Below are 16,142 nucleotides of genomic sequence, written 5' to 3' on the forward strand. Positions count from 1 at the left end.
CCCCGAATGGTTAGATGGGGTCGTGAGAATACTTAGCTCCCTGGCCGCGGCCCGCCTGGTGGTGGACGCACTGGAACGCGCGGGAGTCCGCGACGTCGTGGTGGCGCCGGGCTCGCGCAGCGCGCCGCTGGTCTACGCCCTGGCCGAAGCCGAGGCGGACGGCCGGCTGACCGCCTATGTCCGCATCGACGAACGCGTCGCCGGCTTCACGGCCCTGGGCCTGGCCTTGGGGTCACGGTCTGCGGTGGCCGTGCTCACCACCTCGGGCACGGCCGTGGGCAACCTGATGCCGGCGGTCATGGAGGCCAACCATTCCGGCACACCGCTGCTGGTGCTCTCCGCCGACCGCCCGGAGGAACTGCGCGGCACCGGCGCCAACCAAACCACGCTGCAGATGGACCTCTTCGGCGAGCACGTCCGCTTCGCCACCGACGTGCCCGCGGGAGTCGATCCGTCCAGTGCCGTCGCCACGGCGCTCAGTGCCGCGCGGGGGCGCCTGGCCGGCATTCCCGCCGGCCCCGCGCAGGTCAACCTGGCCTTCCGGGAACCCCTGACCCCGGCCCTTGACGGCTCGGGCTGGGAGAGCCTGGGCTCGCGGGCGGCACGACCGCAGGCGGCGGAGCTCGGACCCACGACCGCCGGGGCGCCCGGGGCGTTCGGGGCGCAGGACGGGCCCGCGAGCGAAACCGAGGGGGCCGGGACGGGCTCGGCGCGCGAACCCGTCATGGTGCGCCCGGCCGCCGCCCGCCGGACCGTGGTGCTCGCCGGGCACGACGCCGGCCCGTCCGCCGAGTACTTCGCCCGCGCGCTCGGACTGCCGCTGCTGGCGGAGCCGTCCTCCAACGCCCGGTTCGGCCCCAACGCCGTGGGCCCCTACCGGCTGCTGCTGGACCATTTCGGCCCGGGCAGCCCGCACGCCATCGAACGGGTCGTGGTCTTTGGCCGCCCCACGCTGTCCCGGCCGGTCAGCCAGTTGCTGGCCCGCACCGACATCGAACGGGCGCTGTACCTGCCGCGCCCCGTCGCCTGGTTTGAGGCGGGCCGGCGCCCCGAGCTGGTGCTCACCCAATGGGACCAGCTGATTGGCTTCGCCGGCCACGGCCCCGCCGGCTGGCTGGACGCCTGGACGGATCGCGCCGCGGAGGCCGAGGACGCCCTGGCTGCCGTGCTCGCCGCAGCCACCCCCGCCGACGGGCTGACCGGGCCCGCCGTGGCCCGCGCCGTGTGGGACAGGGCGCACCGCGATGAGGGCGGCAACCTCATGCTTGGCTCCTCGAACCCGGTGCGCGACGCCGACCTTGCCGGCCGGCCCGTCACCGCGCCCCCCGGCCCGGACGGTGCCCGGCTGCGGGTATTCGCCAACCGCGGCCTGGCCGGGATCGACGGCACCATCGCCACCGCCACGGGAATCGCCCTCGGCACCGGCGCGCCCACCCGCGTCCTCCTGGGCGACCTGACGTTCCTGCACGATTCCGGCGCGCTCCTGGTCGGCACCACCGAACGCGGGGCGGACGTGCAAATCATCGTCCTCAACGATTCCGGCGGCGGCATCTTCTCCGTCCTGGAGCACGGACGGCTGGCCGAGGCACCCGCCTACGCCTCCGCCGTCGAACGCTTCTTTGGCACGCCGCACGCGGTCAATCTGGGGGCGCTGGCCGCGGCGTACGGCTGGCGGCACACCCTCGCCGGCACGCCCGCGGAACTGGCCGCGGCGCTGGCCGCACCGGTGCTCGGGCGCGGCATCATCGAGGTGACCGCGTCGCGGCAGGGACTTCGAGCCCTGCACGCCCAGATCCGCGCCGCCCTATAGAGGGGTCCCGCAAGCGCCGCCCCTAAAGGGTCCCGCACGTGCCGCCCCTAACAAGTGACCCGCAATAGATGTCGAAAATGGCCCCGAAAGGGGCAATTTTCGACATCTATTGCGGGTCACTTGGCGGAGAGGGGTGGCGGAGAGGGGTGGAGAGAGGGGTGGAGGAGGGGGCTAGAGGACGCGGCTGAGGAACTCCTGCGTCCTGTGGTGCTGCGGGTTGGCGATGATCTCGCGCGGGTTGCCGCTTTCGACCACGACGCCGCCGTCCATGAATGTCAGGGTGTCACCGACTTCACGGGCAAAGCCGATCTCGTGGGTGACGACGATCATGGTCATGCCGGACTTGGCGAGGTCCTTCATCACGTTCAACACGTCGCCGACGAGCTCGGGATCCAGCGCGGACGTCGGCTCGTCGAAGAGCATGAGCTCCGGTTCCATGGCCAGGGCCCGGGCGATGGCGACGCGCTGCTGCTGGCCGCCGGACAGCTGGGCCGGGTAGTGGTTGGCGTGATCGCTCAGGCCCACCATCTCCAGCAGTTCCAGCGCCTTCACCCGTGCCGCCGCCTTGGACTGCCGCTTCACCTGGGTTGGCGCCTCGAGGATGTTGTGCAGCGCCGTTTTGTGCGGGAAGAGGTTGAAGCGCTGGAAGACCATGCCGATCTCCCGGCGCTGGGCCGCGATCTGCTTGGAGTTCAAGTCGTGCAGCGTGCCGTTGACGTCGCGGTAGCCAATGAGGTCGTCGTGGACGTAGATCCGCCCGGCGCTGATGGTTTCGAGCAGGTTGATGCAGCGCAACAGGGTGGACTTCCCGGATCCGGACGGTCCGATGATCACCGAGACTTCCCCGGGGGCGACGCTCATGTCGATGCCCTGGAGCACGTGGTGCTCGCCAAAGAACTTGTGCACGCCCTGAATGTCCACCAGCGGCTTCACTCCGGCGGTTTTTTGCGTGCCCAATGAGGCGGTGTCGGTCATGACACGCCACCTTCCGTTGTGTCATCGGTGGTTTCCAGCGGCTTGGCGTGGGCCGCGGCCACGGCGGCGGTGGCCCGGACCGGCGCCTTCATGACGTTGTCCACACCCTTGCCGAAGTGTCGTTCAATGTAGTACTGGCCCACCATCAGCACCGAGGTGATGACCAGGTACCAGAACGCGGCCACCATCAGCAACGGAATGGGCAGGAACGTCCGGCTGGCCAACGCGTTGGTCACAAACGTCAGGTCCAGGGTGAACGGGACCGCCAAAACCAGTGAGGTGGTCTTGAGCATGCCGATGGTTTCGTTGCCCGTCGGGGGGATGATCACACGCATGGCCTGCGGCAGGATGATCCGCCACATGACCTTGGACTTGCGCATGCCCAGCGCCTCGGCGGCCTCCATCTGCCCACTGTCCACGGACTTCAGTCCGGCCCGGAAAATCTCGGCCAGGTAGGCGGACTCGTTCAGGCCAAGTCCGACGATGGCCGCCACGGTGGCGTTGATGACCGTGGCCGTGTCCCAGGAGAATAGCTCGGGCCCGAACGGGACCCCCACAACGATCTTCGGGTACAGGGCCCCGACCGAGCCCCAGAACAGCAGCTGGGTATATACAGGGGTGCCCCGGAAGAACCACACCCACACCCAGGCCACATACCGGAAGATGGGGTTTTCCGACTGGCGCATGAACGCCAGCATGATGGCCAGCGCGATGGCCATGACCATCGAGGTGACCGTCAGGATGAGGGTCCAGCCCACGCCCTGGATGACCAGGACGTCAAAAAGGTACGTCCGGAAGGTGCCCCAGTAGAACAGCTTGTTCGTCGTCACCGACTGGATGACAAGCACCAGCACCAAGATGATGGCGGCGGCGCCGACCCACCGGCCGGGGTGCCGGACCGGAACTGCGTCAATCAGTTCCAGGTCGGCACCCGGGCCGAGTGCGGGTTTGCGGAGGGTTGGTCTACTCAACTTTTAGCCGTTGGATTGAGGACGGCCTTGGCGATGGCGCCGTCCGTGTTGTTCCACTTTTCCAGGATCTTGGTGTACGAGCCGTCCGTCATGAGCTTGTTCATGACTTTCTCGATGACGCCGGCAAACTCGGTGTCCGCCTTGGCGATCGCGATGCCCTGCTCGGCGGAGTCATAGACCTCGCCCAGCGTTTCGAGCTGGCCGTTGGTCTTGGCCAGCGCGTTCTTGATGATGGGGGAGTCGGCGCTCATGGCGTCGATGGTCCCGCCCACCAGGCGGGTGGTGACCTCCGTCTGGTTCTTCAGCGACACAACCTGGATGGCGGGCTTGCCGGCGGCGACGCAGGCCTTGGAGCGGTCCGAAACGTCGGGGTCTTCCTCGACGGTGCCGGTCTGCACGCCGATCTTCTTGCCGCAAAGATCATTCATGTTGATGCCCTTGGGGTTGCCCTTCTGGACCGCCCAGAGCACGCCGGCATTGAAGTAGCTGACGAAGTTCACAGCCTTGGAGCGTTCCGGGTTGATCGTAAAGGAGGACATGCCCAGGTCATACACCGTGCCCAGCTTGGGCAGGATCGAGGAGAAGTCCGCGGTGTGGACGACGGCCTTCTTGCCGAGGGTCGCGGCGATGGCCTTGGCCAGGTCCACGTCGTAGCCGATGGGGGTCTGGCCGTCCTTGTCCAGGAATTCAGCCGGCTCGTAGGAAGTGTCGGAGCCAACTTCGATGGTGGCCTTGTCCTTCAGGGTTGCCGGCAGCAGTGCGATGAGGGCGTCGTCCTTGGCCACGGTGCTGGGGTCGAAAGCGGCGGCGCTTCCGGTGTTGACCGTGGACCCGGGAGCTGCCTCCTGGGACGCCGTGGTGCAACCGGTCAGCGCCATTCCGGCGATGGCGGCGACTGCGGCCAGGCGAAAGGTCAGCCTCGATGAAATTTGCATGTTTTACCCTTTGTTTCGGAACTGGAGCACATCTTCGAAATCTAGTGTAGCGCCATGTGATTTGCATCACGGTAAACGATGTTTCACTATTGAACAACTTTATTGATCCGCTCGCAAGTCCTAAGCCGGACCCGCTGTCTGGAATGCCAGACCCCACCCGCGGGTCGGCGGCCCGAGCGGGCGCCGCAGGGGGCGCCGCGGGCTCAGATCGGCGTATTTGGGGGCCCGGCGTGGTGGGCGGACCGGCGGACCCGCGCGGCGCAGGGGCTCCGGAAGGTCCCGTCGGCGGGCCGCTTCCGGGGGTGTGCCGGACTAGGCGTGCAACCCCAGCGCCTGCAGCATGGGACGGAACTTGGCCCACGTTTCGGCCAGTTCGGCGGCGGGATCGGAGGCCTCCACGATGCCGGCGCCGGCGTACATGCGCACCGTCGTGGGGGTTTCCAGTACGGCGCCGCGCAGGGCGATGCCCCATTCCCCGTTGCCCGCCCCGTCCATCCAGCCCACCGGCCCGGCGTAGGGTCCGCGGTCCATTTTTTCCAGCTCCAGGATGAGCTTTCCCGCGTCTTCCCGCGGCGTTCCGCATACCGCCGCCGTCGGGTGCAGCGCCTCCACCAGGGCCAGGGAGGTCGGCAAATGCCCGTCGCGCCCGGCCAGTTCGGCGCTGACGTCCGAGGCCAGGTGCCACACGTTGGGCAGCTCCAGGATGAACGGCTCGGCGGGGAAGGAGAGGTCCGTGGCGAAGGGGGCCAGCTGGCGGGTCAGCGACCGCACGGCGAAGTCGTGCTCCTGGCGTTGCTTGAGGGAACCGCCCAACACGGCGGCCGCGAAGCCCGTTGACCCGGCGGGTTCGTCCTCGCGGTCCAGCGTGCCGGCCAGGACCCTGGCCTGGGCCGTGGTCCCGTCCACCTTGATCAACATCTCCGGTGTGGCGCCCACCAGCCCGCGCACGCCATACGTCCAGCATTCGTCGTAGCTTTGCACCAATCGTTGCAGGATTGAGACCCGGGAGACCGGTTCCGGGAAGGTGGCCAGCACATCGCGGGCCAAAACCACCTTGTCCAGCCCGCCGCGCTCGATTGCCTGCACGCCCGATGTGACCGAGTCCATCCATTCTGCTTCGGTCAGCGCGCCGGCCCGCAGGGTGCCGCGAGGGGCGGTGCCCGCAGCGGTGCGGTCCGCCGCGGGCGCCGCCGCCCCGTCCCCCGGCGCGTCGGCCATCTCCGCGCACAGCAGGGCTTCACGGAGCAGCGCATGGGCGGACCCGGCGGTGGGAACGGCCCCGTCGGTGCTCAATTGCGTCAGCCACGCCTCGCCGTCGCGGAAGCCGACCACCAGGGCCGGCACCACCAGCACGGACGGGTGGGGGCTGGTCTTGGAGAACGCGAAGGAGCCAAACGCGAGGGCGCCGGTGCCGGGCACGCGGACGGGGTCCACCACGACGGCGCCGGCCAGCAGGTCCTTCCACCACTGTTCGGCGTCCGCGAAGCGATCGGGACCGGTGCCGGTAAAGGACGCGCATTCCCCGATCCCCACCAGGCCCTCGCCGCGGCGCAGCCAGCAGAACGGGTCGGCCGGCAGCAGGCCGGCGGGGCCGGTGAGCGAAAAATCACCCAGCGCGGCGGGGTCCAGGGCCAGGGTCAGGGTGCGCAGCGGATGGGTGGGGAGGGTTGCAGTCATGATGAGTCAAGATTACTCGCCCGCCGTGCCGTCCCCGCCCCCGGCTCCGGCGCCCGGCATCGGGTGAGTGAGCCGCCCCGGCGCGCGAACCGCAGCAAAGTTTGAGAGACTAGGGGGGTGAACCGTGCATCGTTGGAGAAGCGTCCGGAAGAAGTGGCAGCCATGTTTGACGACGTGGCCCCCAAATACGACCTTGTCAATGACATCTTGTCCATGGGGCAGACCCGCCGCTGGCGCAAGATTGTGGTGGACGCCGTGGGTGCCGTGCGCGGCCAGCGCGTCCTGGACCTGGCCGCCGGCACCGGAACCTCCAGCGAGCCGTACGCCGACGCCGGCATCGCCGTCGTCGCCTGCGACTTCTCGGTGGGCATGCTGAAGGTGGGCAAGCGCCGCCGCCCCGACATCGACTTCATCGCCGGGGACGCCACCAACCTGCCCTTCGCGGACAACTCCTTTGACGCCACCACCATCTCCTTTGGCCTGCGCAACGTCATCGACCCGAAGAAGGGCCTTGCGGAGATGCTGCGCGTGACCAAGCCCGGCGGGAAACTGGTCGTCGCCGAGTTCTCCCACCCCACGTTTGCCCCGTGGCGCACGGTCTACACCGAATACCTCATGCGGGCGCTGCCGCCCATCGCCAAGAAGGTCGCCTCCAACCCGGCCGCCTACGTGTACCTGGCCGAGTCCATCCGCGCCTGGCCCAACCAGGACGAGCTCTCCGCCTGGCTCAGTGAATCCGGCTGGTCCCAGGTGGCCTACCGCAACCTCAGCGGCGGCATCGTGGCCGTGCACCGTGCCGTCAAGTCGTCCGTGGACTGACGTGAAGGTACTGATCGTAGGGGCCGGTCCCGCCGGATCCACCGCGGCCTGGCACCTGGCCACCGCCGGAATCGAGGTCACCGTGCTGGAAAAGACCCGGTTCCCGCGGGAGAAGGTGTGCGGGGACGGGCTGACCCCCCGGGCCGTGCGCGAAATGCGGCTCATGGGCCTCCCGCACAACCCCTCCGACGGCTGGCGCCGCAACAAGGGCCTGCGCCTGGTCGCCGGCGGGCGCACTGTGGAAGTGCCGTGGCCGGAGCTGAGCAACTTCCCCAACTACGGGCTCATCCGCACCCGGCTCGGCTTTGACGAGGCCCTGGCCCGCCACGCGCAGGCCGCCGGCGCGGTGGTGTTGGAAGGCCATTCGGTCACGTCGGCCCTGACGGACGACGCCGGCACGGTGGTCGGTGCCCGGGCATCCGTCCTGGACGGGGCCGGGCGCAAGACGGGGGAAACGCGCGACTTTCATGCCGACGTCGTGCTGGCCGCCGACGGCAACTCCACCCGGACGGCGGTTTCGCTGGGGTACCACAAACGCGACGACCGGCCCATGGGAGTCGCGTACCGGACCTATTTCACGTCCCCGCGGCACGACGACGACTGGATGGAGGGCTGGCTGGAACTCAACGCGCCGGCCCCTGCCGGGCGTCCCGGCGCGCCCCTGCCCGGGTACGGCTGGGTGTTCGGGGTGGGGGACGGCACCGCCAATGTGGGCCTGGGCATCCTGAACTCCTCCAAGGAGTTCGGCAAGCTGGACTACAGGGCGGTGCTGCGCGAATGGACCGCGGCCATGCCGCCGGAATGGGGCTTCACGCCGGAAAACCAGGTGGGGCCCATCCGCGGCGCCGCCCTGCCGATGGGCTTCAACCGGACCCCGCACTATTCCGACGGGCTGCTGTTGCTCGGCGACGCCGGCGGCATGGTCAGCCCGTTCAACGGGGAGGGCATCTCCTACGCGATGGAATCGGCCCGGTTCGCGGCCGAGTTGATCGCCCGGGCCGCCGGGACGAATTCCCGCCTGGCCGCCGGCCACGTCCTCTCCGGCTACGGCGACGTCGTCCGGGCGCAATGGGGCAGCCACTTCACGCTGGGCCGCATCTTTGCCGGGCTGATCGGCAAGCCGGCGGTCATGAAGTTGGCCCTGCGCACCGGCATGCCCGTCCCCGTTCTGATGCGCTTTGTGGTGCGCCTGATGGCCAACCTCACCGACGCGGGGGAACGCGGATTTGAGGATAGAGTGATTCATCTACTGGAGCACCTGGTCCCCGCGACCGGCAACCAGCGCAGTTCCCCCTTGGCCAAGCAACAATCCCTACCAATAGTTAGTGTTAAGCAGTGACTACTTCCGAGAACCACAGCTGGACCCACGCCGGACACGGGCTTGCCGTCACCGACGACCCCAACCCCAGCACCATGGCCATCGCCACCGGATTGCAGTTGCCCAAGGGATTCTCCGCCGTCGCGGGGGACCCCGAGCTGGGCCCGTCCATCGCGATGAGCCTGGCCAAGGTGGAAAAGGTGCTGCGCGAGGCCATTGCCAACTCCGACCCGCTCGCCGATGCCACCAGCCGCCACCTCGTGGAGGCCGGCGGCAAGCGCATCCGGCCCCTGTTGACGCTGCTGGCCGCCCACCTCGGGGACGCGACCCGCAAGGAAGTGGTGCAGGCCGCCGTCGTGGTGGAACTAACGCACCTGGCCACGCTCTATCACGACGACGTGATGGACTCCGCGCCCTTCCGCCGCGGCGCGCCCACCGCCCACGAGGTGTGGGGCAACACCGTGGCAATCCTCACCGGCGACCTGATCTTTGCCCGCGCATCCATCCTGGTCTCCGAACTGGGCGCCAAGGCGCTGGGCATCCAGGCCCGCACCTTTGAGCGCCTCTGCCTGGGGCAGCTGCACGAGACGGTCGGCCCGCGCGAGGACGAGGACCCGGTGGAGCACTACCTGTCCGTCATCGCCGACAAGACCGGCTCGCTCGTGGCCGCCTCCGGGCAACTCGGGGCCATTTTCGCCGGGGTCTCCGAGGAGATCGTGGACGTGCTGATCCAGTACGGGGAGAAGGTGGGCGTCGCCTTCCAACTGGCCGACGACGTCATTGACGTCACCGGGCTCAAGCAGGTGTCCGGGAAGTCGCCCGGCACGGACCTGCGCGAGGGCGTGCCCACGCTGCCGGTGCTGCTGCTGCGCAAGGCCGCCGCCGACGGGGACGCCTCCGCCGCCGGTGTGCTGGCGTTGGTGGACGGGGACCTGAGCAGCGACGAGAGCCTGGCCGAGGCCGTGGCCGCGCTGCGCGAGCACCCCGTGACGGCGACATCGTGGCAGGTGGCCCGCGAATGGTCCGCCGACGCCATCGCCTCGCTCGCCCCGCTGCCCGAGGGCATGGTCAAGACGGCCCTGGCCAGCTTTGCCGAAGCAGTGGTTGCCCGCGACGTCTGAGCCCCGTCGGTACGGCTGGGGATCGGGTGTGTCAGCCGGCGCTCTTGAGCCGCTCAGTGACCGTGCGGGTGATCGAGTCGGCGCCGGCGCCCAGGGCCGCCAGCAGTTCCCGCATTTCGTCGGCCTCGAGCAACCCCAGCAACAGGTGTTCGGCGGTGATGGCCGGGCTTTGCAGTTCCCGGGCCCGCTGTTCGGCCGCCGTGAGCGCCTGCTGGGATGCGCCGGAGAACTGCATGGCGTTGCCCTTGAGCCGGCTGCGCAGACTGCCGCGGCGCTGCGCGGTCGGCGGAGTTTCCGAGAGCCCCAGTTCGCGGATGACGGACTGCCGGCTCACCCCTTCGCCCTGCAGCACCGTCGCGGCGATGCCGTCGTCGGCGTCCATGATGCTCAGCAGCAGGTGGACGGGTTCGATTTGGTCGGCGTTCACGCCCAACGCCTCTTCATGGCCGCGGAGCACGACTGCTTCGGCGGCGTCGGTGAACAGTTCAAACACGTCCATCACATCCTACGGATCGCGGGTTGTCTTCACTTAGACCCCGGAGCCCCGGGCGGGCCGCACCTGTTTGTGGCCGCCTGGTCGGAGCCCTTTTAGCTCAGGGTAGATTCCCGGTTCGCCGATGTCCATGGACAATCCGCCGCAGCCGCAACTGACCCGCGATAGATGTCGAAAAATGGGCGAAAATCGGGAATTCTCGACATCTATTGCGGGTCACATGGCGGCGGGTATGGCGGGTTGGTTGAGGCGGCGGGGCTAGTCTTCTTCGTCGTCGTTGAAGACCCAGTCGAGCATGTCGAAGACGAACTCGCTGAACGTGCCTTCCTCGTTGACCCAGGCACCCGTGGCGTTGTTGCGGCGCCAGACGATCGGGTCCGGGATGTCGGCCTGGTCGGCGCGGACGCCCCAGGTGTAGGCCTCGTCCTCGTCCTCCAGGAACAGCAGGTAGCCGTCCTGGATTTCCAGCTCCTCCGGATCCCAGAAGTAGTAGTACGCCTCCATGAGTTCCTCGCAGTTGCCCAGGGCGTGCAGGAATTCGCGCAGCGCCTGCGGAACGCTTAGGTGCAGCTCGGCAAAGATCGCCTCGAGGTCCGCCAAGGCGATCCCGTCGGCCTCCTGCCATGGTTCCTGCAGGTAAAGGGGCACCAGGGCGCGGAACTTCTCCAAGAACATGTCGGACATTCATTTCTCCCAGCTCGGCAACGGCATCAGGGTCAATCCTAGCCGCGCCGGAATCGTGGGCGCGCCCAGCTCCGGGCGGCCAGCGGGGCATGCCAGCCAAACCGCAGGCCCAGCATGCGCAGCGCGAACACCAGGACGGCGGCGACGGTGCCGGTGGCCAGGTCCAGCCAGCCCAAATACCACAGCGCGGCGGTGATCCCGGCGCCGAGGAGGGCCGGGATGGCGTACAGGTCCCGGGGATCGAAGAGGCGCGGGGTCTGGTTGGCCGTCACATCACGCAAAACGCCCCCGCCCACGGCCGTGGTGACGCCCAGCAGCAGCGCGGCCACCGGATTCATCCCCGATTCCAGCGCCTTGAGCGTGCCGGTGATGCAAAACAAGGCCAGCCCGCCGGCGTCGAACGTGAGGATCAGCCGGCTGCCGCGCTCGACCTTGCCGGCCAAGAAGTACACCACGGCCGCGGCCAGCAGCGGCGGGGCGAAGTAGATCGGGTTGCTGAACGCCGCCGGCGGGCCGCTGTTGAGGATGACGTCGCGCAGCACGCCCCCGCCCAGGCCCACCAGGGAGCCCAGCAGCAGGGAGCCGACCAGGTCGAATCCCTGGCGCGCGGCCAGCAGCGATCCGGACACGGCAAAGAAAAAGACGCCCAACAGGTCCAGCATCAGGGCAACGTCAAGGGTCATGGGGCGCATTCTGTGGTCAGGGGCAGGGCCGCCTCCAGCGTACGGCGGCCGGGAGGCGGCGGGCGAATTCCCACCGCCGCGGCGGGCATTTGTGGCTAGGCTGGCACCATGACCATCGCCGCCGCGGTTGCACCCCCGCTGATCCACATCGAGGACTTCCACATGCGATTTGGCGAGAAGCAGGTCATCGACGGGCTCTCCTTTGATGTGGCCCGCGGGGAGACGTTTGGCTTCCTGGGCAGCAACGGCAGTGGAAAAACGACGACGATCCGCGCCCTGCTGGGCATCTACCGGCCGACGTCGGGCGTCCTGGAAATCAACGGCCGGGTGTTCAGCGACGACTACGGGGCCCGGCTCGGCTACCTGCCGGAGGAGCGCGGCCTCTATAAGAAAGAGTCCGTGCTGGACGTCATGACCTACTTTGGCCGGCTCAAGGGGCTGTCCCGGGCGCAGGCCCAGGCATTTTCGCGGGCCTACCTGGACCGGGTGGAACTGGCGGACAAGGCGGACACGCGGGTCGACAAACTCTCCGCGGGGCAGCAGCAAAAGATCCAGCTGGGCGTGACCATCATGAACGATCCGGAACTGCTGATCCTGGACGAACCCACCAAGGGCTTTGACCCGGTGAACCGCCGCCTGCTCATGGACCTCATCGAGGAACGCAAGCGGGCCGGGGCCACGGTGATGATGGTGACCCACCAAATGGAAGAGGTGGAGCGGCTTTGCGACCGGATCGTGCTGCTCAAGGACGGCCGGGCCGAGGCCTACGGCACCATTGACGAGGTGCAAAACCAGTTCGGCGGGCGAACCGTGCGGCTCAAGTTCAGCGGCACCGTCCCGGAATCCCGGCTTTACCGGGTGACCCTGCGGGAGAACAACTACGCCGAACTGGCCCTGGATGACACGGTGGACGAGGCGGAGGTGCTGCGCGAGCTGGTCGGCAACGGGCTGGTGGTGCGCGGCTTTGTGGCCGCCAAGCGGAGCCTGGATGACATCTTCCTCCAGGTCTATGGCGCCGCGGCCACGGCCGGGACGGGGGTGCATTGAGGATGGCACGGCACAACCTGGGCACGGTGGTGCAGTTCGAGTTCACCCGGACCGTGAAGAAGCGGCGCTTTTGGATCGCCACGCTGGCCATTCCGGTGCTGTTGGCGGTGATCTTCGGGCTCGTGTTCATCAGCAATTCCTCCACGTCCACCCTGGCCGCGGCGCAAAAGAACGACAAGCTGGCCTTTAGCTACTCGGATGCCTCGCACCTGGTGAACCCCGCGATCGCCAAGGCCATGGGAGGCGAGCCGGAGACCGAGCCGGGCACCGCCGTCGCACGCGTCCAGGAAGGCACCCTGAACGCCTACTTTGCCTTTCCGGCCGACCTGCAAAAGGAGCCCGTGCGCGTTTTCGGGCAGGACCAGGGGATCTTCAAGAACGGCACGTATGACGCCGTGGCAAAGCAGCTGCTGGTGTTGTCGGCGCAGGGAAAGGTAGGTTCGGCGGAACTGTCCGCGGCCGTGCAAGGGGATTTCAGCACCGAGGCGCGGACGTTCTTGAACGGTCGGGCGTCCGGCGGGCTGGAAACGGTGATCCCGCCGCTGCTGTTCCTGGTGCTTTTCTACGTCGCGATCATCCTGCTGGCCAACCAGATGCTCGCCTCCACGCTGGAGGAAAAGGAGAATCGGGTCACGGAAATGATCCTGACCACGCTGAACCCCACGACGCTGGTGGTCGGCAAGGTGATCTCGCTGTTCCTTATCGGCGCCGTGCAGGCAACGGTGTTCGCGGCGCCCATGGTGATTGGCTATGTCTTCTTCCACGACCAGCTCGCCATGCCCAACTTTGACATCTCCCACCTGACGCCGCAGTTCTGGCCGATGGCCGTCGGCGCCCTGCTGTTCATCGGCGGATTCATCCTGTTCACCGGCGTGCTGGTGGGGATCGGCGCGGTCATGCCCACGGCCAAGGATGCGAGCACCGTGTTCGCGCCCGTGATGATCATGATGTTCATCCCGTTTTACATCGTGACCATGGTGGTCAGCGATCCCGGCTCCGTCATCGTCCAGATCTTCACCTACTTTCCGTTCACGGCACCCGTGACGGCCATGCTGCGCAACGGGTTCGGCTCGCTCAACGGCGGGGCGGCGGCCCTGGTCATTGCCGAGCTGTTCCTCCTGGGCTTCGTGGCGCTGCGCCTGGCCGTCCACCTGTTCCGGTACGGTTCCATCGAGTACTCGCGCAAGCTTTCGCTGCGCAGCGTCTTTGGCTGGAAAGTCCTGCCCGAAAGGCGGGCCCGGTGACGTCCGTGCAGCGCCGCGTCCTGGCGGTGGCGATCCTGGCATCCTTCGTCGCCTTCCTGGACGGGGCCATCGTCAACGTGGCCCTGCCGGCCATGATCCGGGAATTGGGTGGGGGCATCACCACGCAGCAGTGGGTGGTCGACGCCTACCTGCTGGCGTTGGGGTCGCTGATCCTGATCGCCGGCTCCCTGTCGGACACCTTTGGCCGGGTGCGGATCCTGCGCGCCGGGCTGTTCATTTTCGGGCTGGCATCGGTGGCCTGCGCCGTGGCGCCCAGCGGGCTGCTGTTGATCGTGGCGCGCGGGGTGCAGGGGACGGGGGCGGCGCTTCTGGTGCCCAGCTCGCTGGCGCTGATCACCTCCACGTTCAGCGGCCCGGCGCAGGGCAAGGCCATCGGCTCGTGGACGGCCTGGACGGGGACGGCGTTCCTGGCCGGGCCGCTGGTGGGCGGCCTCCTCGTGGACCTGGTCACCTGGCGGCTGATCTTCGCCATCAATGTCCTGCCCATCGCGGTCACGCTGTGGATGCTCCGGGGCCTGTTGTTGCCTCAGTCGGCCGACGCTGTGGGGGCCGCTGTCGGGCACGACGACGACGGCGTGGCGGCCGCCGCGCCCGGCTCACCAGCCGGTTCACCGGCGGCCGCCGCCCGCCGGCCCGCGATCGATGTCCCCGGGGCCGCCCTGGCCGCCGTGGGCCTGGCCGGCACCGTCTTTGCCCTGATCGAACTGAACCGCCTGGGCTGGCGGCACCCCGCCGTCGGCATCCCGTTCGTCGTGGGCATGGCAACGTTGGCCGCGTTCGTGTGGTGGGAGACGCGCAGCCGCCACCCCATGATGCCGCTGCGCCTGTTCCGCATCAGGAACTTTGGCGTGGGGAACCTGGCCACCGCGTTCATTTACGCCGGGGTGTCCCTGGGCACGCTCATGGTGACGCTGTTCCTGCAGGAGATTGCCGGCTTCACGGCCGCCGCGGCGGGGCTGGCGTCCATGCCGGTCGCCGTCATCTCCCTGCTGCTGGCCGGCACGTTCGGCACCCTGGCCGGCAAGCACGGGCCCCGGCTGTTCATGGCGGTGGGCCCGATCGTGGCCGGCGGCGGCTTTTGGCTCATGACCACCGCCACCGAGCCGTTCAACTTTTGGCTCCAGCTCTTGCCGGGGCTGATCACCTTCGCCGTGGGCCTGTCCATTACCGTGGCGCCGCTGACCGCCGCCATCCTCGGGGCCGTGCCGCAAGAGGAAAGCGGCATCGGCTCGGCCATCAACAACGCCGTGGCCCGCGTCGCCGGCCTGATCGCCGTCGCCCTGGCCGGGGTGATCCTCGGCGGCGTGCTGGACTTCGATTCCTTCCGGCGCATCCTGGCCGTCACGGCCCTGCTGTTCTTGGCCGGCGGGCTCATTTCCGCGGTCGGCATCACCAACAAGGCGGCCCCGAAGGCCGTGGCGCCTGCCGCGGCGGCCCCCGGCGGCCAGGACCGCCAGACACCCGGCGGCCCGGGCCCGTTGCCCACCATTTTGTGAGTGCCGTACATGCGCGCAGGAGACAAACCGACTAGTGGGAGCAGGGAACATGAGTGATGCCGAGAGGGGGACCGGGCCGGAATCGGTCCTGATCGCCTGCGCGCACGGGACCGGCAACGCGGAGGGCCGGGCCCGGATCAACCAGGTCCGGGCCGACATTGCCGCGCTGCGCCCCGGGCTGGCGGTGCTGGAGGCCTACGTTGACGTGCAGGCCCCGGCGCTGGCCGATGTGGTGGCCGGCGTGCCCGCCGGGATGCGGGCCGTGGTGGTGCCGCTCCTGCTGACGGTCGGCCATCACGTGCGGGTCGACATCGCCGGTGCCGTGGCGGACCGCCCCGGCGCCCTGGCCGCGGTGCCGCTGGGCCCGGACCCGCGCCTGGCCGGGCTGCTGCATGAGCGGTTGGGGGAACTGCCGGCGAAGTGGGGCATCGTGCTGGCCGCGGCGGGATCCTCCCGGCCGGAGGCCGCCGAACAGATTGAGGTACTGGCCGCGGACCTGGCCGTGCGCCGGCCCCAGCGCGTGCTGGCCGCCTATTGTGCCGGCGCCGAGCCGTCCGTCCCGGCCGCCGTGGCGCAGTTGCGGTCCCAGGGTGCCGCCGGCGTGGCCATTGCCTCGTACCTGCTGGCGCCGGGCCACTTCCATGACCGGCTGGCTGCGGCCGGGGCGGACGTGGTGAGCGGGCCGCTGCTGCCGTCCCCGCTGGTGGCGCAGCTGGCGCTGGAACATTTCGACGCCGCCGTGGCCCGGGCGAACTAGGGCACACCCGCCACCACAACGGGGCGTGTGACGAAATATTGCCCGCGGTGAAGCCGCGTTGCAGCGGCCGTTTACCGGGTCCGCGGGGCAT

15 protein-coding genes are annotated in these 16,142 nt (G+C 68.7%); 8 read left to right on the forward strand and 7 right to left on the reverse strand.

From position 1 onward, the window contains the following. The first annotated feature begins 22 nt into the window (after positions 1-22). Entirely contained in the window at positions 23-1,810 is a 1,788-nt protein-coding gene (menD, locus tag AB4Y80_RS02905) for a 2-succinyl-5-enolpyruvyl-6-hydroxy-3-cyclohexene-1-carboxylic-acid synthase (protein ID WP_442211817.1), read from the forward strand. 171 nt (positions 1,811-1,981) lie between these two features. Here the strand turns inward: menD and AB4Y80_RS02910 are convergent, their stop codons facing one another. The 4 genes from AB4Y80_RS02910 to AB4Y80_RS02925 all read right to left on the reverse strand — a co-directional run bounded on the left by AB4Y80_RS02910 (position 1,982) and on the right by AB4Y80_RS02925 (position 6,368). Continuing rightward, positions 1,982-2,785: an amino acid ABC transporter ATP-binding protein gene (locus AB4Y80_RS02910; RefSeq protein ID WP_442211818.1), complete on the reverse strand. Its 804-nt coding sequence runs from the start codon at positions 2,783-2,785 to the stop codon at positions 1,982-1,984. Further along, a complete protein-coding gene (locus AB4Y80_RS02915) occupies positions 2,782-3,756 on the reverse strand; it encodes an amino acid ABC transporter permease (protein ID WP_442211819.1) in 975 nt (324 codons plus the stop codon). The genes AB4Y80_RS02910 and AB4Y80_RS02915 overlap by 4 nt, the downstream gene beginning before the upstream one ends. Then, complete coding sequence (locus AB4Y80_RS02920; protein ID WP_442211820.1) at positions 3,753-4,691, reverse strand: ABC transporter substrate-binding protein; 939 nt, start codon at positions 4,689-4,691, stop codon at positions 3,753-3,755. The genes AB4Y80_RS02915 and AB4Y80_RS02920 overlap by 4 nt, the downstream gene beginning before the upstream one ends. A 312-nt stretch (positions 4,692-5,003) precedes the next feature. After that, positions 5,004-6,368: an isochorismate synthase gene (locus tag AB4Y80_RS02925; protein ID WP_442211821.1), complete on the reverse strand. Its 1,365-nt coding sequence runs from the start codon at positions 6,366-6,368 to the stop codon at positions 5,004-5,006. A 117-nt stretch (positions 6,369-6,485) separates the two neighbouring features. Here AB4Y80_RS02925 and AB4Y80_RS02930 point away from each other — a divergent pair, with 117 nt between their 5' ends. From AB4Y80_RS02930 to AB4Y80_RS02940, 3 genes are read left to right on the forward strand one after another with little or no spacing between them, the layout of a single operon-like run. Further along, positions 6,486-7,187, forward strand: coding sequence for a demethylmenaquinone methyltransferase (locus AB4Y80_RS02930; RefSeq protein ID WP_442211822.1), 702 nt, complete (start codon positions 6,486-6,488; stop codon positions 7,185-7,187). Between the two features lies 1 nt (position 7,188). Continuing rightward, positions 7,189-8,526, forward strand: coding sequence for a geranylgeranyl reductase family protein (locus AB4Y80_RS02935; protein ID WP_442211824.1), 1,338 nt, complete (start codon positions 7,189-7,191; stop codon positions 8,524-8,526). Continuing rightward, on the forward strand, positions 8,523-9,626 hold the full coding sequence (locus AB4Y80_RS02940; RefSeq protein ID WP_442211825.1) for a polyprenyl synthetase family protein: 1,104 nt from the start codon (positions 8,523-8,525) through the stop codon (positions 9,624-9,626). The genes AB4Y80_RS02935 and AB4Y80_RS02940 overlap by 4 nt, the downstream gene beginning before the upstream one ends. 31 nt (positions 9,627-9,657) lie before the next feature. Here AB4Y80_RS02940 and AB4Y80_RS02945 read toward each other — a convergent pair whose 3' ends face one another. From AB4Y80_RS02945 to AB4Y80_RS02955, 3 genes are all read right to left on the reverse strand, one after another. Further along, positions 9,658-10,125, reverse strand: a complete 468-nt coding sequence (locus AB4Y80_RS02945; RefSeq protein WP_442211826.1) for a Clp protease N-terminal domain-containing protein — start codon at positions 10,123-10,125, stop codon at positions 9,658-9,660. A gap of 252 nt (positions 10,126-10,377) precedes the next feature. Continuing rightward, positions 10,378-10,803 (reverse strand): hypothetical protein, encoded by a 426-nt coding sequence (locus tag AB4Y80_RS02950; protein WP_442211827.1) that lies wholly within the window; start codon positions 10,801-10,803, stop codon positions 10,378-10,380. 38 nt (positions 10,804-10,841) lie between these two features. Next, entirely contained in the window at positions 10,842-11,486 is a 645-nt protein-coding gene (locus AB4Y80_RS02955; protein WP_442211828.1) for a trimeric intracellular cation channel family protein, read from the reverse strand. Positions 11,487-11,594: 108 nt separating this feature from the next. On the opposite strand from AB4Y80_RS02955, the gene AB4Y80_RS02960 reads away from it, so the two are divergent. From AB4Y80_RS02960 to AB4Y80_RS02975, 4 genes are read left to right on the forward strand one after another with little or no spacing between them, the layout of a single operon-like run. Further along, complete coding sequence (locus AB4Y80_RS02960; protein WP_442211829.1) at positions 11,595-12,533, forward strand: ABC transporter ATP-binding protein; 939 nt, start codon at positions 11,595-11,597, stop codon at positions 12,531-12,533. Positions 12,534-12,535: 2 nt separating this feature from the next. Next, positions 12,536-13,777 carry an ABC transporter permease gene (locus AB4Y80_RS02965; protein ID WP_442211830.1) on the forward strand — a complete coding sequence of 414 codons (1,242 nt, stop codon included), beginning with the start codon at positions 12,536-12,538 and terminating at the stop codon, positions 13,775-13,777. Then, positions 13,774-15,294 carry an MFS transporter gene (locus AB4Y80_RS02970; protein WP_442211832.1) on the forward strand — a complete coding sequence of 507 codons (1,521 nt, stop codon included), beginning with the start codon at positions 13,774-13,776 and terminating at the stop codon, positions 15,292-15,294. Before AB4Y80_RS02965 ends, AB4Y80_RS02970 begins: the two co-directional genes overlap by 4 nt. Positions 15,295-15,343: 49 nt before the next feature. Continuing rightward, positions 15,344-16,051, forward strand: coding sequence for a sirohydrochlorin chelatase (locus tag AB4Y80_RS02975; protein ID WP_442211834.1), 708 nt, complete (start codon positions 15,344-15,346; stop codon positions 16,049-16,051). Positions 16,052-16,142 lie beyond the last annotated feature (91 nt).

It is taken from the genome of Specibacter sp. RAF43 (assembly GCF_052114065.1).
In the GTDB taxonomy this organism is placed as follows: Bacteria; Actinomycetota; Actinomycetes; order Actinomycetales; family Micrococcaceae; genus Specibacter.

What these genes read in the sequence shown, in the direction of transcription:
- AB4Y80_RS02910 (WP_442211818.1), bottom strand. Translation starts at nt 2,785, where the DNA reads ATGACCGACACCGCCTCATTGGGCACGCAAAAAACCGCCGGAGTGAAG.
- AB4Y80_RS02920 (WP_442211820.1), bottom strand. Translation starts at nt 4,691, where the DNA reads ATGCAAATTTCATCGAGGCTGACCTTTCGCCTGGCCGCAGTCGCCGCC.
- AB4Y80_RS02925 (WP_442211821.1), bottom strand. Translation starts at nt 6,368, where the DNA reads ATGACTGCAACCCTCCCCACCCATCCGCTGCGCACCCTGACCCTGGCC.
- AB4Y80_RS02945 (WP_442211826.1), bottom strand. Translation starts at nt 10,125, where the DNA reads ATGGACGTGTTTGAACTGTTCACCGACGCCGCCGAAGCAGTCGTGCTC.
- AB4Y80_RS02950 (WP_442211827.1), bottom strand. Translation starts at nt 10,803, where the DNA reads ATGTCCGACATGTTCTTGGAGAAGTTCCGCGCCCTGGTGCCCCTTTAC.
- AB4Y80_RS02955 (WP_442211828.1), bottom strand. Translation starts at nt 11,486, where the DNA reads ATGACCCTTGACGTTGCCCTGATGCTGGACCTGTTGGGCGTCTTTTTC.
- AB4Y80_RS02960 (WP_442211829.1), top strand. Translation starts at nt 11,595, where the DNA reads ATGACCATCGCCGCCGCGGTTGCACCCCCGCTGATCCACATCGAGGAC.
- AB4Y80_RS02965 (WP_442211830.1), top strand. Translation starts at nt 12,536, where the DNA reads ATGGCACGGCACAACCTGGGCACGGTGGTGCAGTTCGAGTTCACCCGG.
- AB4Y80_RS02975 (WP_442211834.1), top strand. Translation starts at nt 15,344, where the DNA reads ATGAGTGATGCCGAGAGGGGGACCGGGCCGGAATCGGTCCTGATCGCC.